Here is a 23,218-nt window from a genome sequence, read left to right as displayed (position 1 = left end):
GACGTGTTTTTGCTATATTTTGACTTTCCTCGTGCAACAATAATTACAGCACCTCGAACGACTAAGGACGGTCTCTGTAAGCCCATGAATAAATTGCTAAAAGCATCATCCGTTATCATTTCTCTGTTCAGTTTACTGTTGGCAGCACTGATCCTCATTTTGGAATATTTACCCGATACCACTTGGGGTATCTCGCTCAGTTACTTAATGTTGTTTTCACCCCGCTGGTGGGCGATTTTAGTGTTGTTAAGTCCAATCGTGTTCTTAAGCATAATGACCAAGTGGCAATATTTGTCTTGGGCACTTTGCGCGGTAATTTTTGTTCAGTTTCAAGATGTTCAGCTCGCACTGCCTAATCAAAGCGCTGGCGAATTTACCGTGTTGTCCTTAAACAACGGGAATGGGGCCAGTTCAGAACAGATTCGAACCTTGGTGGCCAAGCTGCAACCAGATGTTGTGTTTATGCAGGAGTCAAAACCGGAACGTGTTGGGCAAATCTTTGATGACAGCTGGTTTAGCCATTGTGATCACCTGTGTACAGTGAGTAGAACCCCAATTGAGCATCAGGGAAGTTTGTCACGGGAGACTTTTGGCGGTTGGGGGAAATTTGCGGTGTTTTACCAAACTCAAATTGGCGATACCACACTGCAACTTGCCAACATCCACATGGATACCCCACGCCCTACGATTAATGCCTTGATACACCGGAATGTCGCTGCTGAAGAATTTGCCAATCTGCACTTTGCCCGTAACATGCAAGCTTCATTGTTGGCATCATGGGCCAAGCAACAGGCTAACTTTATTGCCGCTGGTGATTTCAATATGACCACCTATGAAAATATCTATCAGCGCCATCTAGCGGACTTAAACAATGCGATTGATATTGCTGGTAGCGGCGTCAATTACACCAAATATACCTCATGGCATGGCGCAAGAATCGACCATCTATTGGCCTCGGAACATTTTGAAGTAACTCGAGCAATGGTATTGGAGTCGATGGGCGGAGATCACCGCCCTATTACGGTTAGTTTAAACTTACGCTAGCTTTACGTTTAAATCCTCTTCTACTGCCATCAATCGCCAATAACAGTAAGGCCAGCACTATCAGTATATAGGTTGGCCATTGCTCGGCAGATAAACGCTCTCCCAATAACCAGCCTACACTAAACACCAAAACTGGCTCTAAATAGCCCATTAAACCAAACAAGCTAAGCGGCAAGTGGTTAGATGCTAACAAAAACAACAGCATAGGCACCGTGCCAGCAATACCTAAACCAAAATAATAGAGCCAAGGGGAGTGATTATAAAAGCTGACTATTTGGCTTTGTTCAACGCTTACACCGTCATTGAGCAATAGATACACAATCGCCAGTGGCAACAACAATAAGTTGTCTACGGTGAATGCGATATGGCTTGGCAGCGGATACTTACGTCGTAACATAAAGTATAAGGGGTATCCAAATGCTACCAGCAACACCACCCATGATAAGCCATCAGCCATTAGGTAAGCATAAGCAACCCCCAACCCTGCTACACATACGGCCACCCACTGAACGCGACTGAGTCGCTCTTGGTAAACAAATCGCCCTACCAACACCAATACCAATGGCAAAGAAAAGTAGCCCAATGCAACTGGCAATGTTTGCCCGTTGGCTGGGGCCCAAATAAATAGCCAGAACTGCAAACCCACTAATATTGAGGCGGCCATCAATCGTGGCCAAGCTTTAACATTAACCAATTGGCTTACGATCAGAGGAAGTTGCTTCATTAGGCCTAAGCCAATCAGCATCAATAAACAACTCCATACAATACGTTGCGCTGCTAACCAGTTACCGCTATTTGGCTCTAGGGGAAATTGATGGATATACCAAGGTAAAAAAGCAAACATGCAGGAGGCGGCTACCGAGCTTAGCAGACCCACATAGAGCTGAGAATTTGGTGAGGAAGGTAAGGCCAATTTACTGCTCAATCATTCGGCTAAAGAACTGATTAAGCAGTAAATAACGACTCGTCGCAAGTATTTTGACTAATTTTTAACTAGTGTAATACTGGGCTAAGTGCTGGCGCAGCAGTCAGTTGGCTAAGCTGAGCCGAAGCCGCCATTGCTTGCCATTGTTGCTGCATTTTTTGATATGGGCTAATGCCAGCTTGGCGCTGGGCGTAATCGTTTAAAATGACTCCCCAACGAAACTCTTCCATTTGTTGGTTAGGCACCTTGGTTTCTCGTTTGGCCATGGCCAGTACTAAAGCCTTAACTTTTTCTAATTGCGGCGCTACCGGATGATTTACTCCATCGGTTACCAATACATTCTGAAAGTCAGCCAACATATTTTGTTTTAAGGCATCCACTTCTTCGTCTTGTAAATCAGCAACGGCGATGGCTTCAGTTAATACTCGTAACTGCCATACACGAGAGAAGTTTTGGTAATCATCTTGGTGTAAATCAAAAAACAACATCACGTAACCGCTGGTACGCTCTAACACTGCTAAACATTCATGCGAGCCAACAGCAAAAGAATGAGCACTCCAGCTATGGCGAACGGAGGCATTTTCTAGGGAAGGTAACTCTCGTGGCAAGCTTGCTTGCACATTGTTACTAATTTGAATTTCTATCATAAGTTGCTCATCACTGATCCTAATAATCACTAATCAGCAAAAACAATGCCAGCGCTTGGCGTCAAAAAAACGCTGCTAACGTAATTCGCTTAATACTTCATGCAAAGAAGGTCGAATTTGATGACCTAACTGTTTAAGCTGCTCGCTAGGTGGTATCAGGTCTGGAATTTGATAAACCCGCATACCCGCTGCTACGGCTGCTCTTACACCATTGTCTGAATCTTCGAAGGCTAAACAATCTTCGGCTTGAATATCTAAGGCATTGGCCGCCGTTAAAAATATCTCAGGGTGAGGTTTGCTATAAGTCACTTCGCAGCCTGAAGATATGCTGTCAAAGAAGTCGATTAAGCCTGCGTTTGCTAATTTAGTTTCGGCAGCGTGGCGATTCGATGAGGTTGCTACAGCCAAGGGGATCGACTGTGAGCGCAACCACTTAAGTAGCGCAACAGCGCCGGCTTTAACCGGTACCGGTTTATGTAAAATAACCGCATGGTATTTTTCCAACCAGCAAGCGCGCAACTCATCGTAAGCTAAATGTTCACCATAGCCAGCACAGATGATCTGTTTTATCTTCTCAGCATTAGAACCAATAATGCCAAGGTAAACTTGCTCTTTAAACTCTAAACCTAGGTCTCCACAGGCTGCAGCAAAGGTATCATAAGCAAGACGCTCACTGTCGAGTAACAAACCGTCCATATCAAATACCGCAGCACGATAAGTCATTACAATCTCCAATAGGCTAGGTAAAAACTGCTCGCCAGTAGCCTAGCGAGCAAACGGGTTTAAAAGAACAAATGCGCCATTAAGCTGATAATGGGTAACGTCACCAGCGTACGAATTAAGAAAATAGCAAATAGCTGCCATAATTTAACCGGTAATTGGCTGCCCATAATAAGCGCACCTACTTCAGATAAGTAAATTAACTGAGTGACCGATACAGCAGCGATAACAAAGCGAGTGATATCCGCTTCAATAGAGGCCGCTAGAATTGATGGGATGAACATATCAGCAAACCCCACCACTAGCGTCTCAGAGGCACGAGCAGCTTCCGGCAATTGCAGCAGTTCTAACAGAGGAATAAAGGGCTTACCCAAATAGCTAAAGATAGGCGTGTACTCAGCCACAACTAAAGCTACTGTACCCACCGCCATAATCACTGGCAGCACACCAAGCACCATATCTAGTACGTTGTGCATGCCTTGTTTAACCAGTTGCTTCGGATGGCTAGCGCGACCAGCTTGGGTTAAAGCTTGCTGCCAACCCCAAGTAAAACTGTTGTAGCCACTAGGGATCATTTCATCATCTTGCTGGCGTTTACTGCCATCAATAAACTGATCTTTAAAGCCAGACAAAGGCGGTAAGCGTGGAACAATCACCGCGGCAGCAAGACCCGCAACACAAACCGTTAGGTAAAATGGGGCAAACATATGCTCAAGGTTTACCTGTGCCAATACCACCAAGCTAAAGGTAATAGACACTGCAGAGAATGTGGTAGCAATCACTACTCCTTCACGTTGAGTGTAGTGTTTGTCTTCATACTGCTTATTGGTCAACAGTATTCCCACACTACCGTCACCCAACCAAGATGCCATTGAATCAACGGCGCTGCGCCCTGGCAAACCAAATACCGGACGCATCACTTTAGTGAGCAAAGTGCCAATAAATTCAAGTAAACCAAAGTTAAGTAATAGTGGCAGCAATAAGCCAGCAAAAATAAACACGCTTAATAACGTTGGTAGCAAGTCACCTAAAATTAGACCGCCGGTGTCACCAGACCACAGGGCTTCAGGGCCAATTTTAAAAGCACAAACTAACACCAATAGCCAACCGAGCATTCTTACTGTGTACCACGCCTTTGACACTTGAAACAAAGAGGTTAGCAAGGCGTTTTTACCTAGAAAAGCGGGTTTAGCCAGTAAAGTATAGGTCGACATTACTGCGCTAACGCTAATCAAACCCACCAATACCCATAGCGCGCTATCGCCCAAAACCGCCACTAACGCTTTGGCTAAAATGGCCACTGGTATGGTGTAAGAACCGTCGTAAGGCAGCGGTAGCATAAATAGGAAGATACCTAGCAGCGAAGGTATAACAAATTTCCAGGCTGCTACATTTTTTTGGGGGCTAGTTGAGCTAGCTGTTGGCATAGGTGCCGTCTCCGCTTCACGCATACAAAATCACTCGAATATGTAAATCTAGTAGTTGTATTCACTAAAGGTGAATAAATTTTCGCGAAAGAATACAAGCAACAAGCCAATCAATCAAGATTTATGAACTACTAAAAGCCAAATAAGCAACATCTTGAACCATAAATTGCAGATTATGCGATACAGTTTCACCACTAGAAGTAAGATTTAACTCACTTTAGCCCTAGTGTTACAGCGAGCAGATTGGAGGTTGGTTTAAAAATCTTCACCACGAAAGCTAAACTCTGCTAGCTGAGCCGAACCTAAAGAGTGCTTAATCACCAGCTTTTTACCGCTAGAGTTATAAGAGAAACCTACACTGGGACTTTGCTGCCACACACTATCTGCAGATCGCCGCCACAGCACATTGTCGGCTTGCAGTTCACAATAAAAGCTGTGCGTGTTGCCACCTTGGCTCAAACGAAGTTGCATAGTGTCACCGTCACGTCGGTACTGGCGAACCAGATGAGGCTTAACGCCTTGCACACTAGCGATTGCAGCTTGGCATACTTGTTCGGGTTTAAAACCTCCCAAGTTGGGTTTAGCCGCAATCAAAAAACTTGCTGCCATTAGCAACAATGTTGTTTTAATCCATGGCTTCATCTCATTAACACTCGTTTTATCAACTCCATTCATTTAGACACATATTGCGAGCGCCCAATTAGGCAAATCGATACTCTGCTATCGACGTTTATTGTTCGTTAGCAGCGCTTCACAATAAGCCCTTAAAAAGCAGCACTTTATTGTTGTCTTGCGGGCTCAATAATCAGTTAACTTAAGTTTACGTTAAATAGCGATGGCTTAGCTGCAACTTTGCCGTAATTAAGCTAGGCTTAAGCTTAGATTATAAGAGAAATAGGAAACCCAGTATGCACGAGCGCCGCCAATTTTTGCGAGTTCTATTTGATCGCCCCGCTTACTTGAATCATGGGGAGCAATCTTGGTCATGCCAACTGTTGGATTTATCGCTGCAAGGAGCATTAGTCACCTTGCCTAATGACTGGGATAGCACGCTTACTCAACTCACCTTAAGCTTTAGTTTAAGTGATGTAGCAATAGATGAGCTAAGTATTACTATGGATGTTGAAGTAAAACACGAGCGTAACCAGCAACTTGGTTTGCGCTGTGTTCACATTGACATTGAAAGTGCCAGCCACCTCAAGCGCCTAATCGAATTAAATTTAGGTGACGACGATTTACTGCATCGTGAGTTAGAGCACTTGGTTGATCAAAAGCAGCAACAAGACTAAACCGCCTCTAGCGCCTCTGCGAGTTTACTTACCGCTATCACTTCTAAACCTGCAATCGGCTGTTTTGGCCGATTGCCTAAAGGCACAATCGCTCGTTTAAAGCCATGTTTAGATGCTTCATTTAAACGCTCTTGCCCATTACTCACCGGGCGAATCTCGCCCGATAACCCTACTTCACCAAATACCACTAAATCTTGCGGTAATACTTGATTTCTAAAGCTCGATACCATGGCAACCAATAGCGCTAAATCAGCCCCCGTTTCAGCGACTCGTACTCCGCCTACAACATTGGTGAATACATCTTGATCAGACATTTGTACGCCTGCATGGCGATGCATAACCGCTAACAACATGGCTAACCGGTTTTGTTCTAAACCAACTGCAACTCGGCGTGGATTGGCCATTTGGCTGTAATCGACCAAGGCTTGAATTTCTACTAACAAAGGGCGTGTGCCTTCCCACACCACCATGACCACCGAGCCAGGAGCGGCTTCTTGGCCACGCGATAAGAATATCGCCGATGGGTTCGACACTTCACGCATGCCTTGCTCTGTCATGGCAAATACGCCTAGCTCGTTAATTGCGCCAAAGCGGTTTTTGTTGCCACGTAAGGTGCGAAAACGGCCGTCGGCATCCCCTTCCAGCATAATCGAGCAATCAATACAGTGCTCTAATACTTTAGGGCCTGCCAGCGAACCGTCTTTAGTTACGTGCCCCACCATAAACATGGCAATATTGTGCTGCTTGGCAAAGCGCGTTAACCAAGCGGCACTTTCGCGAACTTGGCTTACACCACCGGGTGCCGACTGAATATCAGCCATGTGCATCACCTGGATAGAGTCAATCACCATCATCTTTGGTTTAACTTCCAAAGCAACTTGGCCAATTTGCTCAACACTGGTTTCGGCTAACAGTTTTAGTTTGTCTTTAGGCAGGCCTAAACGCTGAGCACGCAAGGCAATTTGCTGCAAAGATTCTTCACCCGTAACGTACAAGGTATCCATGGTTTGCGCTAAGCCACACATGGTTTGCAGCAACAAGGTACTTTTACCCGCGCCAGGGCTACCGCCAATTAAAATAGCGCTGCCCGGCACTACACCGCCCCCTAGCACGCGATCAAACTCAGTAAAACCGGTAGAAAATCGCGGCAGTTCGGCTAAATCGATACTCTCAAGCGTTTGCACCTTACCAGTGGCGTTGCCAGCGTAGCCGGTAAAACGGTCGTTACGCGCTGGCGCCGCACTTAAGCGTACTTCGCTAATGGTATTCCAGGCTTTACACTCTCCACATTGCCCCTGCCAACGAGGGAAATCGGCTCCGCAATCGTTACACACATAGGCCGTTTTCACTTTTGCCATTTTCACTCCGGGCGGTCACATAATGCTAAAATACTGTTAATAATGCTTGCCTTAGCCGAGTCACAAGGCACAATCTTTGCTTATTATCTAAGATTGTAAAGACTGAGACAGAGTTTTGACAGCAAAACAACCGTTTAAGGAATAATACCCAGCGATATGGCGGACACCAAGCACTACGCAATAATTGAACGTTTATTACCACTAATGGGAAGCAGTGACTTTAACCAAGTATTTAGTCGCGCCACCCAAGAGCTGTCTAATAATGAACGCTTCTTATTAAAAATGGAAATGAACCGCTTATCGGCTCCTTGCCAGCGCTTGGTTGATCTCAGAACTAAAGTAGATGGCGAATGTGAAGAGTTTCACTATCACGGTAAAACCCATTATCTAGACGACATTGCCATTAAAGTCTTTAAACAGCAGCTAAAACTCTATAACAACCAGTACACCTTAGGCATATTTGAAAAACTGCAAACTACCGAGAATAACTTCAAGGTAATGCAGAAGAACAATATCAGCCCACAAGAAGCGGCCGCCCGTCGCCCCAAAAATATCGTCGCTCGCGCAGTACGTTTAGGCCATTACATTGGGCGCAGTGAAGAGCGTATGCACCTTACCGCGCCATTAAAAATGGCAGGCGTAAACGGCGTATTGTTTGATGCTCGAACTTCCAACATGTCGGTTTCGGGACTTCGAGCTAAGGTCGACTCGCAGCGAGAGTTTGTCGTTGGCGAGCATTACTTCATTTACTTTAGCGGCCTAGAAAAAGAATTTGTTAACCGCGTGCTGAGCGCAGGCACGGAATACCAAGTAGTAGGCATCGACCGTAAAGGCAGCCAGCAATGGGTACGCTTAATTGTGGTCGATCCAGGGGAAGAGTTTAATAACTTCTTCAAAAACTTTTTACGCTCTTATCGTGGGCGCTATAAAGTAGATGTAGATAACATCACCGCAGCGGTTATCACTAAAGGTTATGAGCAATATTTAATGCCGCGCTTAAGCAGTGTGCCTTTGTATTTTTCCGGTGAAACACCCGCGCAACTCAACTATGTGTTAGCCACACAAAACAACTTAGAACTGCTGTCTTATTGGCGAGATGAAACTAATAACAGCCATTTGTCGCAGTTGTTTCACCCGCCAAGAATGATGCGCTACCAGCAGCAGGGCCAAGGCGAGAGTTTAATTTATTGCTTTACTCACACTGCCAACAACAAGTTATTTTTCTATTCTGCTTCTAGTGAAGAACTGGCCGAGCACCCAGAACTTCGAGAATTATATTTTGCTTTTGGCTGTCGCAAACCCAGCTGGAAAGTATTCAAGTTTCAATATCACCCCGCTCAGGCAAGCGATGCCGAGGTAAGCTCCCCTCTTCCCAAAAAGGACTCGCAAATTGAGCGTGAGCGTGTAGCTAAAGCCTTAGGCAACCTAAGCATGGTAGGTTTGTTAAGCGACGTTACCAATCTACATATTGAGCAAAGCTACCAATTAGCCTACCCGCTTGACGGCAACCCCAACAAGCTTGCGCTGTTTAATCAAAGCAAACAGCCCAGCAAGCACTTTGAGCAGGTAAACTATAAGTATCTGCAGCTACGCAAAGAGAATCGCTACAAATACCGCTCATTAGTAGAGGTTGAACATCAAGGTGCTAACGAATCGGGTTGGATTAGTGATTTTTCAATCAGCGGAATGAAGATTGAAGTAGAGACACCTCTGGATTATACCGTTGGCGATACCGTACACATTGCCCTACCGCAGTTTCAAAAATTGGTGAAAAGCTTTGAGCTTAAGCACTTGGCTTACGAAGTAACAAATTGCAATAACAGCCACACCATATACAACTTGAAAGTGATTGAAGTAAAGGGACACTCGCATCAAGGTGTTAGCTTTTTCAAACAGCTAATCGATAACAACTTAGACAAACTGCCAATGCTGCCAGAAGGCAAAACCATCGCCGGTTTGTCTGACGCGCTACGCCAAATAGTATGCGCACCACTATTTTGCCGTGCGATGTTTATTCATAAAGTACCGGGCGCACTTGATGTAGGTTGTGTGACTTACGGCTCTATTCCACAGGCCAGTGATAATTGGTTAAATATTGATAGCAGTTCGCACCAAGCCGATTTAACCAAGTTTCTTGCCAGCGAAAACTTAGCATCTTTTCTCGCCACCCAATTACGTAGCCATACGCCCAGTGACAACCCTGAGCGTATTGAAGTGATCACGGTGAGTACTAAAGATAACAGCAAGCTGTTGTCGGTACGTTGTAGCGACAATTTTACTTCGGTAGCGCAGTTACGCGAGTTTGTTAACTTGAGTTTGAGCCGAGGCCAAGTCAATGCTTTTTGTTTACAATTGTCTCGAGTAGGTCGCCCTGATACGGAATATATTCAACGCGAACTAGACTACATTAGCCATTACGCAATTCATCGCGCTAAGCAATTAGAAGATGAGCTATGGAGTGTGGCGGGAGTGATTGAAGTGACCGATGTCACCGAAGAACTGATGCAGCGCTTTAACTTAAGCGCTGCACCTCAACCGCTCAAACTAAGCAGCTAACATTTTAGCGGCACGTAAAATACACACTGCGCCGTCTAAATCACTGTGTTTAATGGTAAGTTGTGCTTGTTGCTGCACCAAAGGTTTAGCATGAATCGCAACCCCAAAATCAGCCGCTGCTAACATCTTAAGGTCATTAGCTCCATCACCAATCGCCATTGTTTGCTGAGCGGCATACTGCTGCTTAAGTTGTAACAGAATATCGGCTTTAGCTTGTGCATCCACCACCGGGCCTAATACCTCGCCAGTCAGCGTATCATTTTCTATTTCTAGTACATTGGCTTGTACATGGTCAAAACCTAAATCTTGCTGTAAGCGCTCGGCAAAATAGGTGAAGCCACCTGAGGCTATCGCCACCTTCCAGCCGGCATCATGAATTGTCTCTATCAAACATTTTAAGCCCGGCATTAATGGCATGTTATCGGCAACTTGCTTGAGAATACTTTGAGGCGCATCTTTCAGCAATGCTACGCGGCTACGTAAGCTTTGCTCAAAGTCTAACTCTCCACGCATAGCGGCGGCAGTTACCGCGCTCACTTGCTCGCCGATGTTGGCTAAAACGGCTATTTCATCAATACACTCAATTTGAATGGTGGTGGAATCCATGTCCATCAACACCACACCTGGCTGACTAAGATCTGGCAGATTATCTAGCACAGCCAAATCAAAGTTAAACTCAATACCCGCGAGTTTTTCTTTACACCACTGCGTATCCGCTTCACTTTGCAACAATACGCAAATATTTCCCGCTTCCGGCATTACACCGCAGAAGTTTAACGCGGTAGAATCGTCGACCAGTGGACGCAACACGGCGAAGTCTGGAATCAACAATTCTTTTGCCCATACCAAAATATACGCACCAGTCAGTGCACCACTGGTTTCTAAGAGCCCTTCATCAGGACATACCCGATATGGAAATTGCTTTAGGGCCAAAGACCACTGGCTTAATGACTGCGGTAAGCTTTCAAGACTATGTGGTGATTGCAAAACGAGATCCTTGTTTCTAAAAATTGCGGCGCATCAAGATAGCGTATTGCTTTTTGGTTTGGCAAGCACCTACAATGGCTTTAAGCATAAAAAAGAGGTTCGTGTGGCCAAATCTGCAGTTAGACGCTATCGAATTATTCAATTCACTCAATTGGTGTTAGCCATTGTATGTTGTGTTTGGGTACTTTATTACTACGTTGATTTAAAACACAGCGGTGAACAGTTAATCGAGAACCAAACCGAAAAACTGGCGCGCTCGTTAACCTCTTTAGCCGCGTTAAATGCAGCTGGCTACATTGAAGAAGACAATCAACAAGATTTAACCGAGTTGGTGAACTCTTTAGTCAAAGAACATTTTGTAAAAGATGCCACCATCTATGACCATCAAGGGCTTCGCTTAGCCGCTTCTCATCTGGCCTTACCGCTCTCGCAATTGCTGCCTTTGGCAGGCAATAGCCATTTACCGTTAGAAGGTTTAGGCAGGCGCCCTTATATTGCGGAAGTTCGTGGAGAAAAAGGAGAAACCTTAGGTTTTTTACGAATAACTCTAGAGCATACAACCTTACTGGCCGAAGCAAATACTTACATCACTAATGGCCAATCAAAAATCATGATTATGTTTTTGATGTCGATTAGCATTGGATTTTTGTTAACGCGGGTATTGTCGAGGAAACGCCATTTGGCCACCTTGTTCAATATAAACAAACGCGCCCAACGTAAAGAAGCGAAGAAAGCGAAGAAACTTCTAGCGGACATCGCCGCTAGAAGTGATACCGCTAAAGGCTAAAGTAAAGACTCAAGGGTTAGGGTAATCATGTCGTTAAACGTAGTTTGACGCTCTTCTGCGGTAGTTTGCTCACCACTGCGAATATGGTCTGAAATGGTCACAACACATAAAGCTGCTTTACCGCATTCAGCCGCTACGCCATAAAGACCAGCCGCTTCCATTTCTACTGCATACACATTATGTTTTTCCATCACATCGAACATATCTGGTTCTGGTGAATAGAATAAATCTGCAGAGAAAATGTTACCTACTTTTGCATCAATGCCTTGTGCTTTAGCGCTGTCTACGGCAGCACGTAATAGCTCGTAGTTAGCAATAGCAGCAAAGTCATGGCCTTTAAAACGGCTACGGTTTACTTTTGAATCGGTACACGCGCCCATGGCAATAACCACATCACGCAACTGAATGTCGTTACTTACTGCACCGGCACTGCCTACGCGAATAATGTTTTCAACACCGTACTGAGCGTATAGCTCGTGAGCGTAAATAGAACAGCTTGGAATACCCATGCCAGAACCCATTACAGAAACACGTTTGCCTTTGTATGTGCCCGTGTAACCTAGCATGTTGCGCACACCGGTTACTTCTACAACGTCTTCCAAAAAGGTTTCAGCAATGTGTTTAGCACGCAGCGGATCGCCAGGCATTAATACCGTTTCTGCAAAATCACCAGGGTTAGCATTGATATGTGGGGTAGCCATATAAACTCCTAAATAAAGTTAGTTCGAGGTGGTGGCAGATTAGCGACCACCCTCAGTTATTATTTTTGTAAAAAACTGCTGCCATATTCTAAGGCTGGCAATTTCATGTAATCGGCAATGGTTTGTCCAATGTCAGCAAAGGTATCGCGCTTACCAACATTTTTTGCACCTAAGTTTTTACCGTAAAAAATCACTGGGATATGTTCACGAGTATGATCGCTGCCCGGCCAAGTAGGGTCACAGCCATGATCAGCAGTAAGGATCACTATGTCGTCATCACTTAACTGGGCGAGTAGCTCAGGCAAGCGTTTATCAAAGTACTCTAAGGCTGCTGCGTAACCTGCAACATCGCGACGGTGACCGTACGACGAATCAAAATCGACAAAGTTGGTGAAGATAATACTGTTATCAACTTGGCGATCCATTTCACTCAAAGTTAAGTCAAATAGGCCTTCTAAACCAGTGGCTTTTACCTTGCGAGTGATGCCTTGTTGAGCGTAAATATCGGCAATTTTACCAATACTTACCACCTCTCCACCGGCATCTGCCATGCGGTCTAACAAGGTAGGTGCTGGCGGCAGTACCGATAAATCTCGGCGATTACCCGTGCGGGCAAATTCTTGGGCATTAGCCCCCACAAATGGCCGCGCAATCACTCGACCAATATTGTATTTATCTACCAACTCTCGGGCTAACTCACACAACTTAAGCAAACGCTCAACACCAAAGGTTTCTTCATGAGCGGCAATTTGGAATACGCTGTCTGCCGAGGTGTAAAAGATCGGCTTACCTGTGGCCATGTGCTCTTCGCCCAAGCGTTCTAACACTTCGGTGCCCGATGCATGACAATTACCTAAGTAACCCGGCAGCTCAGCACGCTCCACTAATTCATCTAATAAGCTTTGCGGGAAGCTGTTTTCTAAGTCGCTAAAGTAGCCCCAGTCAAATAACACCGGTACGCCAGCAATTTCCCAATGGCCACTTGGAGTGTCTTTACCGCTCGACATTTCTGCCGCATAGCCATAATGGCCAGTCGGTGTTACTTCGGCATCTAGGCCAGGAGGAAATACCCCACCACTTTCGCCACAGGCTTTACCTAAACCTAAACGGTTTAAGTTAGGAATGTTTAACGGGCCAGAGCGACCAACATCCGCTTTGCCTAAAGCACATTGCTCGGCAATGTGCAGCATCGTATTTGCGCCTACATCGCCAAACTTGTCGGCGTCGTCGCTGGCACCAATACCAAAAGAATCCAGCATTAAAATAATTGCACGTTTCATAGGATCTCCTTACTGCGGACCAATACGCTGATAAACAGGGTTTACATCGGCCTGCACTGCACTAGGCTCATCAAGTTTGATGGCCTGTTGAATTTGTTTTGCGGCGGCTTGCCAAGCGTCTTCATCATCAGCATGTAGCATCAGAAGGTTTTGGCCTTTATCTACCAAGTCACCTAATTCTACGAGTTCGCTAATGCCAACACTGTGATCAATCGCAGCACCAGGCACACTTCTACCGCCACCTAAACTCACCACTGCCATACCTAACTCACGGCAATCGAGTTGTTTAATCATGCCACTGTGTTTTGCCAATACCGGCTTAATCACTTTAGCTTGTGGCAAGTAGTGATCACTGCGTTCTACAAAGTCAGTTGGCCCGCCTAAGGCACTGACCATTTTGGCAAAACGCTCTAAGGCTGCGCCCGAGCTAATACTGTCGGCCAACTTTTGCTCCGCTTGTTGCTTACTGTTGGCTAGGCCGCTTGATAGCAACATTTCTGCGGCTAATGCCGTAGTGACTTGATGTAGGCGATGCGCAGACGTGTCACCTTTTAAGTAACGTAAAGTCTCTGCTATTTCGACCGCATTACCGGCACTTGGTGCCAAAGGCTGATTCATGTCGGTAAGTAAAGCGCAGCATTTCACACCAGCAGCGTTAGACACTTCAACAATGCTTTCAGCCAAGGCTTTAGATTGGGCGAAATCGGGCATGAATGCCCCGCTGCCCACTTTTACATCCATGACTAAAGCTAGTAAGCCAGAGGCTAACTTTTTACTTAAAATCGAGGCCGTGATCAGTGGAATAGATTCCACTGTCGCCGTCACATCGCGAATGCCATAAAGGCGCTTATCGGCCGGCGCCAATTCACCGGTTTGACCGATAATGGCAATGCCTACGTCTTTTACAATACTTTCAAATTGTTGCGAGCTTGGGCTAATGGAATACCCAGGGATCGCCTCTAACTTGTCTAAGGTACCGCCAGTGTGGCCCAAGCCGCGTCCCGAAATCATCGGCACGTGCCCACCACAAGCCGCCACCATTGGCCCCAAGATCAATGACGTTAAATCCCCTACACCGCCAGTAGAATGTTTATCTACCACTGGACCAGGCAAGTTAAGGTGATCCCAATTAAGTACCTGACCAGAGTCTCGCATGGCGCAAGTTAAGGCGGTGGATTCACTGCCATTCATACTGTTGAAGTACACCGCCATGGCAAATGCGCCAATTTGGCTATCACTCAGTTGGCCATTAGTAATGCCATCCACCATGAATTGGATTTCTTCTAGCGATAGCGCATTGCCATCGCGTTTACGTCGAATGATTTCTTGAGGTAACAACATAAGCATTCCTTAGAAAAGCTAAACCTTAGTAACCCGCGCCTGCTTGCGCGTTTTCGTCACCAGAAATGGTGGCTTGAAGCGCTGCTAATAAGCTTGATGCGCCAAAACGGAAGTGAGCCTCGCCCAACCAATCGTTACCTAGCGCGCTAGTCGCAATATCTAGGTAAACTTTAGCCTGTTCGGCACTTTTAACGCCACCAGCCGCTTTGAAACCACAGGCAGGATTAAACTCGGCAATCGCCTTAAGCATAATTTCAGCCGCCTCTGGCGTAGCGTTTACAGGCACTTTACCGGTAGAGGTTTTGATGAAATCAGCACCGGCTTTAATCGACAACTCACTAGCTTTAGCGATCAAGGCTGGCGTTTTTAACTCACCACTTTCAATAATTACCTTTAATTTAATCTGGCCGCAGGCTGCTTTACACTGCTTAACCAGCTCAAAACCTACCTCTTCGTTGCCAGCCATTAGTGCGCGCCATGGGAACACTACATCTACTTCGTCTGCTCCGTAGGCTACTGCTGCTTTGGTTTCTGCAACAGCTAGCACAACGTCATCTTCACCCAGTGGGAAGTTGGTTACGGTAGCAATTTTCACCTCACTAGCGCCGTGTTCGGCTAGCACTTTGCGGGCGAAAGGAATGAATCGAGGATAAATACAAATTGCCGCCACTTGGCCTTCAGCTGATTTAGCTTGAGCACACAATGCCGCTACGCTTTCGCGAGTATCATCATCATTTAGCGTGGTAAGGTCCATTAAAGAAAGGGCTTGACGCGCCACAGCAGTAAGAGACTGAGACATAATTATTCCTCAAAATTTTAAGATTAAACCGATTGCCAGAGCAGCAATCGATTGAGCTGAATTAGAGGCTTCTCGACAGGTTGCCGAGAAGCCTTATTAGCTTATAGCAGGCTGAAGAAGAAACCAGCAAGTGCAGCACTCATTAAGTTAGCTAATGATGCAGCCGCTACAGCTTTAAGACCTAAGCGAGCAATGTCAGAACGGCGTGTTGGCGCCATGCTACCTAAGCCACCTAGTAAAATTGCAATTGATGAAAGGTTAGCGAAACCACATAGCGCAAAAGTAATAATTACTTGAGTATGCTCAGATAGTGTTTCACGGATTTCAACAAAGTTAATGTAAGCAACAAATTCGTTAACAACTAGCTTTTGACCAATAAAGCTACCCGCTTGAACAGCTTCTGCCCATGGCACACCAATAATCCACGCAACCGGCGCGAAAATGTAACCAAGGATAAGTTCAATGGTTAGGCCTTCAACGCCAAACCAACCGCCAATGCCGCCAACCATACCGTTTAGCAAAGCAATCAAACCAATAAAGGCAAGTAGCATTGCACCTACGTTAAGGGCAAGGTGCAAACCCGTTGATGCACCGCTTGCGGCAGCGTCAATTACGTTTGCAGGGCGATCTTCTTCAGCTAAAGTAGCGTCCATATCTTGCTCTGAAGCATTGGTTTCAGGCTTGATAATCTTGGCCATTAATAGGCCACCCGGCGCTGCCATGAATGAAGCAGCAATAAGGTATTTAAGCTCTACGCCCAAACCTGCGTAACCGGCTAAAACAGAACCCGCAACAGAGGCTAAACCACCTACCATAATGGCGAATAACTCAGACTCGCTCATTTTAGGAATGAAAGGCTTAACCACAATTGGCGCTTCAGTTTGGCCAACAAAGATGTTTGCTGTCGCAGACATTGACTCTGGGCGACTAGTACCAAGCGCTTTTTGCAGTGCACCACCAATAACCAAAATGATCTTCTGCATAATGCCTAAGTAGTAAAGCACAGCAATGAGTGATGAGAAGAACACGATGATTGGCAATACGCGAATCGCGAATACAAAGCCAACACCGTTAGAAAACATTGCGTTAGTGCCTAAGCCACCAAACAAAAAGTTGATACCCGCTTGCGCGCTATCAATAACCGATTGAACACCACCAGAAACAGCAGCAAGCACGTCTTGGCCAAATGGAAGGTAAAGTACAAATGCACCAAAACCAGCTTGGATAGCAAAAGCTCCAAGTACGGTACGTTTGTTAATTCGTTTTTTGTTGTCGGAGAGCAAGAATGCTATCCCTAGCAGCGCAAGTACGCCAACCAAGCTCATTACTGTACTGTTCATACGTGTCCCTATTGTTTAATTGTCTTTTTTAGTGAAACTCACATCGCTTCCATCTTCTTGCCACATGCAAAAGAAGCCATCTACAACGCGTTTATTTAGTATTCCATTACACTCAGGTATCTGTTCAGGTAACTACCTTTAGTTCCGACCGAGGTGTAATGACTTCTACTGCCGGCGATCATACCTTGGGTTTTTAGCCCAAATGATAACTAGATCAAATCTAATCCACTTCTGAGCGCTTGCCATCAACTTGTTAACCAAATGTGTTGATGATTTTTCACAATTTCCCTAAGATGCCTGACTATTCACAATCTTGTTAAGCAAACTATAGGAAATTTCTAATTTATTTCCCAAGCACTTAACCCGAATGTTTAACGAATTTGTTACGAAAAAAAACGCTCGAGTACATTTTGGTAGGCCATACCGCCCAAATAAATACCCAAAATACCAATAATGCCCGACAACACCGGAGGAGCCGGTAAGGGCAACTTAATAGCACTAAATACTATGCCAACAACAGCGCCAGTAATTAGAGCAATAATAACTTCGTACATTTTTTTCGTCCTTTAAATACAGAGGAACTTACACAAGACACAGCGCTATTGCTGTTTTTTCCCTCAGTTCATGGGAAGCAGTTTAAGTTTCTAAGTTGTTAAAAATCGTGAGGTGCATCACGGGATAATAGTCAAAGATTAGTCAAAATGAAGTTAGTTACTAAATATGTTGAAAGGGAGCGTTGAGTGGTTGATGTTATGGTGAGCAAGAATGAGGAAAAAGTGACCTTTAGACAACAGTTTAACTGCTGTAAGAACTGTCGCTGCCCTAATTTTGGTTTAACCGAGAGCTCAGACTATTTAGCCGAAAGTCATCAGCTTGGCTACCCTGCTCTGCATTGCAAAGCGTGTGGCAGTTACCCCCCTTTGGTAGACAGCCATAGCGTGAATTTAATTGTAGAAGAGCGCGCCAAATTACATTTAAGTAAAGCCCCTTGCGGCTGTAGCCATTGTGAACCGGGCTTTTTCTTAGGCCCCACCGCTGGAGTTAAGCGCTACGGTAAAACGGGAGCGAATAGCCAGCGCTACCAATGCCGCCAATGCCAAAGTGTTTTTACGCAAGTTCACGTTAAAGGCACCGAGCAACTATGCCGACTATTTAATTTTTTGAGTTTAGGCCACAGCCCGCAAAAGATTATGCAGCAGTTAAGCATTGCACCAAAAATTTACTACCAATTATTACAGCGACTGTTTCACTGCTTACGCTTTTATTCACGCCAGCAAGAGATCGCGGTGCTAACACGCAAATTTATTGCGATACACACCGAGAGTAATGTGCATGAATTTTCTGAACAAAAGCGCGTATGGGCGCTTTGTTCTAGCGAAGCGGAATCTGGCTATGTCTTGCTGCATACTCATAATCAAACCCAATTGCAGCTCAACAACTCTGTGTACTATCAACAGCAAGCTTCCACCATGCTGCCAAGTCTTAGCGACAGCCCTATCGTGGACGCATTAAAACGCCGTTATCAGCTCACTTTGAATCGCTATCATTTTGAAGATTTACACTATGGACCCACCTCGCATTTGCGTGGTACTCAAATCATTCAACCATCGGTATGTGCCTATGCACATTTCCAGTTGCTGTACGGTTTTACTCAACAAAGCGACAGCTGCCATCACTATATTGAGCACGAAAGTAGTATTCGTGGCGCTGCGTTAATGAGCTGTGTAGACGAGATTAAACATAAAACAGCTGAGGTATATTACATTTACCGCCACCCTCGTACCCAATCTGATATGGGCTCTGCCGGTAACAAAGTAGGTTGGTGGAATGACCGTTGGTTTCCCGCTGATTTTGGCGCTTTTTGTGGTATTACTTCCGGCCAACAAGTGCCAGCACCTATCGAATTACCAAGGCCGCTAGCCTGCCATTTGTTCTTTGAGCACCTTGAACAAAACATGTCCAAGCAGCTAAAAAGTGCCAGCTCGGTAGATGCGCTATTTGAAATAAACCGAGCACTATTTAACTATGTGATTTGTGACGATAACGAGCAAACACCCGCCATGCGCTTGGGTTGCAGTGATTCCCCCTTAAGTGGAACCGCCTTAGTTACTGCCGCAGTAGCCGCGGTGAACGCAGACCATATTGATAAGTTTAAAGCCTAAAGGCTGCCCTTGATTAACTTGATGGAGTATTGAGCTGCAGTAGCTTCGTGCTCGCTCTAAGAGCAAGCTAAACAACCTGCAGAAGGGTTACATTGGTAGATGCAGAGCCTGAAGGCTGTTATCCCACAACGCTTGCTCTAACTGCTCTGCTGGTTCGCTACGCAACGCAATGAGTTGTTCAAAGATAATAGATAAATTAAGCGGAGTATTGTGAGCTTGTTTCATCTCAAATAGCGGCATATCGGGAGCGTCAGTTTCTAATACGAGAGCATCAAGCGGCAGCCGCTTTAAAGCCTTACGGGTTTTCTCAGAACGTGGCCATGTGATGGTGCCACCCACGCCAATTTTAAACCCTAAATCCACAAAACGACTGGCCTGCACGTAGCTGCCACTAAAGCCATGAATAATGCCGCCTTGGCTGAATTGTTGCTGCTTTAGCAACTGTGCCACTCGGTCGTGTAAACGCACCGAATGGATCAGTAATGGTAACTGTTGTTGCTGGGCTGCCTGTATTTGCCAATCAAAAGCAAACTCTTGGTGAGCCATAGTATCCGAGAACCGTCCGTCTAAGCCGCATTCGCCCCACGCTTGTACTTTATCACCCGCTTGTTTAACTAAGGTCTGCAATCTATTTAGCTCGCCTAACAAGGCATCAGGATGCTGTGTTAAGGCTTGTTCATTTAGAAAACACGGATGATAGCCCAAGGCTACAAATAGCGAAGGTATAACACTTAAATCTAACACCGTTTGCCAATTATTAGGGGCAACTGCAGGCACCATACAGTGGCTGACATTCGCTTGAGCAAAACGTGCTAAATGCGCAGCTAAATCATCTTTAAAGGGAGGGAAATCAAGGTGACAATGGGTATCAAACCAAGCCATGTTAATCTTGCTCGGGTTTAGTATGTTCGCGAGGGATACAACTGCGGCAGGGCTTATCTAATCCATTGGCCGCTAGCCACTTGTCGTAAGCCGCCAGGTATTGAGACATTTTACGCCAAATTCTGTTAAACATAATCTATCTCCGGCTAAAAGCAGCGAACCTTGCAGCTCGCTGCCAACAAGTTTAGTGCTCGCGAGTCTGCATAAACTTAACGTCTGGGTAACGCTCTGTCGCTAAGTTTAGGTTAACCATAGTGGGGGCTAAATAAGTTAAGTTATCGCCGCCATCTAAGGCTAGGTTGTCGTGCGCTTTCTTTTTAAACTCTTCGAACTTCTTAGTATCGTTACCGCCACACCAACGCGCGGTGGCAATGCTAATACCTTCGTATACCGCTTCTACTTTGTATTCAGTACGCAGGCGATGCACAACCACATCAAACTGCAACACACCTACCGCACCAACGATTAAATCATTGTTACGCATAGGGCGGAATAACTGCACCGCGCCCTCTTCAGACAACTGAATCAAACCCTTAAGCAATTGCTTTTGCTTCAAAGGATCTTTTAGGCGAATACGGCGGAACATCTCAGGGGCAAAGTTTGGAATACCGGTAAACTTCATGGCCTGACCTTGAGTGAAGGTATCACCAATTTGAATAGTTCCGTGGTTATGCAAACCAATAATATCACCAGCAATCGCTTGCTCGGCAGCCGAACGGTCACCCGCCATAAAGGTAACAGCATCAGAAATGCTAACATCTTTACCTAAGCGAACATGGCGCATTTTCATGCCCTTGTTGTATTCACCCGATACGATACGCATAAACGCGATACGGTCACGGTGTTTAGGGTCCATGTTGGCTTGAATTTTAAATACAAAGCCTGAGAAACTATCGTCTGTAGCGCTTACTTCACCAATATCAGTAGCACGCGGTTTAGGCGCAGGCGCCCAGTTAGTTAGACCTTCTAACATATGGTCTACACCAAAGTTACCCAATGCAGTACCAAAGTACACCGGCGTGAGTTCGCCACTTAAAAATAGCTCTTGGTCAAACTCGTTAGATGCCCCCATCACCAGCTCTAACTCTTCACGAAGTTGCTCGGTTAGCTCGTCACCAATGGCGGCCTCTACTTCAGGGTTATCTAAGCCCTTAATAATCTTCTGCTCTTGAATGGTATGACCATGACCAGTTTGGTACAAAATCACTTCGTCTTTAAGCAAATGGTAAACACCTTTAAACAACTTACCACAGCCAATCGGCCAGGTAATTGGCGCACAAAGTATGTTTAGCTCGCTTTCAACTTCGTCCATTACTTCCATAGGGTCACGAATATCGCGGTCCAATTTGTTCATAAAAGTCACAATGGGAGTATCACGTAAACGCGTTACTTCCATTAACTTACGGGTACGATCTTCTACACCTTTGGCGGCGTCGATCACCATTAAACAAGAATCAACGGCGGTTAATGTACGGTAGGTATCTTCCGAGAAGTCTTCGTGTCCGGGAGTATCTAACAGGTTTACCATACAATCGTTAAACGGGAACTGCATCACAGAGGTCGTTACCGAGATGCCACGCTCTTTCTCCATTTCCATCCAGTCTGATTTTGCATGGGTAGCATTACCGCGACCTTTAACTGTACCGGCTTTTTGGATGGCGTTTCCGAACAACAGTACTTTTTCAGTAATGGTGGTTTTACCCGCATCCGGGTGAGAGATAATCGCAAAGGTTCTTCTGCTGGCAATATCTTGCAAGAGTGAAGCGTTAGACATCGAGTTGATTCTTCTAATTTGGCAACGCAAGGATGCAGCAAAGCGGCAATAATGGCCGAAACAGCACAATCACCCAGCGTTTAGTTAATCGTAATTGGCGGGTATTTTCGCCGATCTAGCTTTGATAAACAATCAGCGGTTTTGTTGGTGGCGTTAAAAGGTATATAGAAAGAAAAAACTAACAGATATAACTCACTTATTAAGGGCTAATAGTAACTAACGAGGAAACTCAATAAGCTCATAGAAAAACGACATCAGTATCGAGAAAGGTCTAATAGAATTTCACGCCATCGACTAAGCAAAAATAAGAAGAATCCCCGTCAGTATTCTTTACAGTTAGCAATTATTATCAATAAACTCAATAAATAAAGTCATACTGGCTAAGGGCTGAGCAATTTTGGTATAGTACTTGCCTATCACTGGTCGAACCATTTGCATCAAGGAAGATCGAATTGAACCGCAAGCAAGTTTTATCCACCCTTAGTGGCTTACTGTTATCGTTTGTTAGCCATGCCACTATTATTGATTTTAATGAACTCGCTAACGGCGAAATAGTTAATGGCCAATACCAGCTAAGCCATGGTGTGAGCATTGATGCCACTAATCTACGTTTGGGGCAAAACAATTTGGCTGTCGCTTTTGATACCAGCTTAATCAATACCCAAGACCCAGACTTAGAATCACCTTTTAGCAATATTAATCAGCCTTCTTTAGGGATTGCTAACCCTGGTAATGTGCTGATTATTCATGAGAATCCAAACTCATGTAATAACTTTATTTGTAGCAACCCAGATGATGAAGGTCGCCGCCCTGCTGGCTACTTCACCATTAATTTCTCTAGCGCGGTATTGTTAGAAAGCATCGACTTTTTTGATATTGAACTCGCAGAGAACGGTTATACACCACAAAACGCCATTCACTTGTTTGATGCTCAAAATAACGAGATTTTCCCTGCTGATTTTTACACCCCGCATACCGGCGGTGATAATACTTGGGATAGATTGAACTTTGATGTGGCCGAGGTGAGCTCTTTGCGTATTCACCTAAACGGTTCTGGTGCCATCGACAACATTAAGTTTTCGGTGCCTGAGCCCGGCAGCATTGCCTTGTTTGGTTTGGCGGTGTTTGGATTAGTAGCCCGACGCCTTAAGTGAGCAAGCCAAATCCAATAAAAAAGGCGCTAATCAGCGCCTTTTTTT

22 protein-coding genes are annotated in these 23,218 nt (G+C 45.3%); 6 read left to right on the top strand and 16 right to left on the bottom strand.

Going from position 1 to position 23,218, the window contains the following annotated elements:
* Positions 1-84: 84 nt before the first annotated feature.
* Positions 85-1,044, top strand: a complete 960-nt coding sequence (locus Q4592_RS09610; protein WP_303512277.1) for an endonuclease/exonuclease/phosphatase family protein — start codon at positions 85-87, stop codon at positions 1,042-1,044.
* Here Q4592_RS09610 and rarD read toward each other — a convergent pair.
* The 5 genes from rarD to Q4592_RS09585 form a co-directional block, all read right to left on the bottom strand.
* Positions 1,025-1,969 (bottom strand): EamA family transporter RarD, encoded by a 945-nt coding sequence (rarD, locus tag Q4592_RS09605; protein WP_303512274.1) that lies wholly within the window; start codon positions 1,967-1,969, stop codon positions 1,025-1,027. The genes Q4592_RS09610 and rarD overlap by 20 nt on opposite strands.
* A 68-nt stretch (positions 1,970-2,037) precedes the next feature.
* Positions 2,038-2,616 (bottom strand): hypothetical protein, encoded by a 579-nt coding sequence (locus Q4592_RS09600; protein ID WP_303512272.1) that lies wholly within the window; start codon positions 2,614-2,616, stop codon positions 2,038-2,040.
* 75 nt (positions 2,617-2,691) lie between these two features.
* Positions 2,692-3,339, bottom strand: coding sequence for an HAD family phosphatase (locus tag Q4592_RS09595; protein ID WP_303512270.1), 648 nt, complete (start codon positions 3,337-3,339; stop codon positions 2,692-2,694).
* Positions 3,340-3,398: 59 nt separating this feature from the next.
* Positions 3,399-4,763 carry a YjiH family protein gene (locus Q4592_RS09590; RefSeq protein ID WP_303512268.1) on the bottom strand — a complete coding sequence of 455 codons (1,365 nt, stop codon included), beginning with the start codon at positions 4,761-4,763 and terminating at the stop codon, positions 3,399-3,401.
* A 255-nt stretch (positions 4,764-5,018) separates the two neighbouring features.
* The gene (locus tag Q4592_RS09585) at positions 5,019-5,405 is read right to left on the bottom strand and encodes a hypothetical protein (RefSeq protein ID WP_303512266.1); all 387 of its coding nucleotides are present in this window, start codon (positions 5,403-5,405) and stop codon (positions 5,019-5,021) included.
* Positions 5,406-5,671: 266 nt separating this feature from the next.
* Here Q4592_RS09585 and Q4592_RS09580 point away from each other — a divergent pair, with 266 nt between their 5' ends.
* Complete coding sequence (locus tag Q4592_RS09580; RefSeq protein WP_303512264.1) at positions 5,672-6,052, top strand: PilZ domain-containing protein; 381 nt, start codon at positions 5,672-5,674, stop codon at positions 6,050-6,052.
* Here Q4592_RS09580 and radA read toward each other — a convergent pair.
* A complete protein-coding gene (gene radA, locus Q4592_RS09575) occupies positions 6,049-7,410 on the bottom strand; it encodes a DNA repair protein RadA (protein ID WP_137674221.1) in 1,362 nt (453 codons plus the stop codon). The two genes, Q4592_RS09580 and radA, sit on opposite strands and share 4 nt — an antisense overlap.
* A 156-nt stretch (positions 7,411-7,566) precedes the next feature.
* On the opposite strand from radA, the gene Q4592_RS09570 reads away from it, so the two are divergent.
* Positions 7,567-9,966, top strand: coding sequence for a PilZ domain-containing protein (locus Q4592_RS09570; RefSeq protein ID WP_303512261.1), 2,400 nt, complete (start codon positions 7,567-7,569; stop codon positions 9,964-9,966).
* Here Q4592_RS09570 and serB read toward each other — a convergent pair.
* Complete coding sequence (serB, locus tag Q4592_RS09565) at positions 9,955-10,953, bottom strand: phosphoserine phosphatase SerB (RefSeq protein WP_303512258.1); 999 nt, start codon at positions 10,951-10,953, stop codon at positions 9,955-9,957. The two genes, Q4592_RS09570 and serB, sit on opposite strands and share 12 nt — an antisense overlap.
* Positions 10,954-10,963: 10 nt before the next feature.
* Between serB and Q4592_RS09560 the strand changes: the two genes are divergently transcribed.
* A complete protein-coding gene (locus Q4592_RS09560) occupies positions 10,964-11,740 on the top strand; it encodes a YtjB family periplasmic protein (RefSeq protein ID WP_137674223.1) in 777 nt (258 codons plus the stop codon).
* Here the strand turns inward: Q4592_RS09560 and deoD are convergent.
* The 6 genes from deoD to Q4592_RS09530 form a co-directional block, all read right to left on the bottom strand.
* Positions 11,737-12,441, bottom strand: coding sequence for a purine-nucleoside phosphorylase (gene deoD, locus Q4592_RS09555; protein WP_303512253.1), 705 nt, complete (start codon positions 12,439-12,441; stop codon positions 11,737-11,739). The two genes, Q4592_RS09560 and deoD, sit on opposite strands and share 4 nt — an antisense overlap.
* A 59-nt stretch (positions 12,442-12,500) precedes the next feature.
* Complete coding sequence (locus tag Q4592_RS09550; protein WP_303512250.1) at positions 12,501-13,721, bottom strand: phosphopentomutase; 1,221 nt, start codon at positions 13,719-13,721, stop codon at positions 12,501-12,503.
* Positions 13,722-13,730: 9 nt separating this feature from the next.
* Complete coding sequence (deoA, locus tag Q4592_RS09545; RefSeq protein ID WP_303512249.1) at positions 13,731-15,062, bottom strand: thymidine phosphorylase; 1,332 nt, start codon at positions 15,060-15,062, stop codon at positions 13,731-13,733.
* 25 nt (positions 15,063-15,087) lie between these two features.
* A complete protein-coding gene (gene deoC / locus Q4592_RS09540) occupies positions 15,088-15,861 on the bottom strand; it encodes a deoxyribose-phosphate aldolase (RefSeq protein ID WP_303512247.1) in 774 nt (257 codons plus the stop codon).
* A gap of 101 nt (positions 15,862-15,962) precedes the next feature.
* Positions 15,963-17,201: a NupC/NupG family nucleoside CNT transporter gene (locus Q4592_RS09535; RefSeq protein WP_137674228.1), complete on the bottom strand. Its 1,239-nt coding sequence runs from the start codon at positions 17,199-17,201 to the stop codon at positions 15,963-15,965.
* 383 nt (positions 17,202-17,584) lie between these two features.
* Positions 17,585-17,755 (bottom strand): XapX domain-containing protein, encoded by a 171-nt coding sequence (locus Q4592_RS09530; protein ID WP_137674229.1) that lies wholly within the window; start codon positions 17,753-17,755, stop codon positions 17,585-17,587.
* A 186-nt stretch (positions 17,756-17,941) separates the two neighbouring features.
* Here Q4592_RS09530 and Q4592_RS09525 point away from each other — a divergent pair, with 186 nt between their 5' ends.
* The gene (locus Q4592_RS09525; protein ID WP_303512240.1) at positions 17,942-19,363 is read left to right on the top strand and encodes a hypothetical protein; all 1,422 of its coding nucleotides are present in this window, start codon (positions 17,942-17,944) and stop codon (positions 19,361-19,363) included.
* 87 nt (positions 19,364-19,450) lie between these two features.
* On the opposite strand, the gene Q4592_RS09520 is transcribed toward Q4592_RS09525, so the two are convergent.
* From Q4592_RS09520 to prfC, 3 genes are read right to left on the bottom strand one after another with little or no spacing between them, the layout of a single operon-like run.
* Entirely contained in the window at positions 19,451-20,245 is a 795-nt protein-coding gene (locus tag Q4592_RS09520; RefSeq protein WP_303512238.1) for a TatD family hydrolase, read from the bottom strand.
* A 1-nt stretch (position 20,246) separates the two neighbouring features.
* Positions 20,247-20,378, bottom strand: a complete 132-nt coding sequence (locus Q4592_RS09515; RefSeq protein WP_255437904.1) for a hypothetical protein — start codon at positions 20,376-20,378, stop codon at positions 20,247-20,249.
* Between the two features lie 51 nt (positions 20,379-20,429).
* Complete coding sequence (prfC, locus tag Q4592_RS09510; RefSeq protein WP_303512234.1) at positions 20,430-22,019, bottom strand: peptide chain release factor 3; 1,590 nt, start codon at positions 22,017-22,019, stop codon at positions 20,430-20,432.
* A 452-nt stretch (positions 22,020-22,471) separates the two neighbouring features.
* Between prfC and Q4592_RS09505 the strand changes: the two genes are divergently transcribed.
* The gene (locus Q4592_RS09505) at positions 22,472-23,173 is read left to right on the top strand and encodes a PEP-CTERM sorting domain-containing protein (protein ID WP_303512232.1); all 702 of its coding nucleotides are present in this window, start codon (positions 22,472-22,474) and stop codon (positions 23,171-23,173) included.
* Positions 23,174-23,218: the final 45 nt, after the last annotated feature.

This window comes from Agarivorans sp. 1_MG-2023 (genome assembly GCF_030548385.1).
GTDB lineage: Bacteria > Pseudomonadota > Gammaproteobacteria > Enterobacterales > Celerinatantimonadaceae > Agarivorans.
This window is presented reverse-complemented; position numbering and strand designations above follow the sequence as displayed.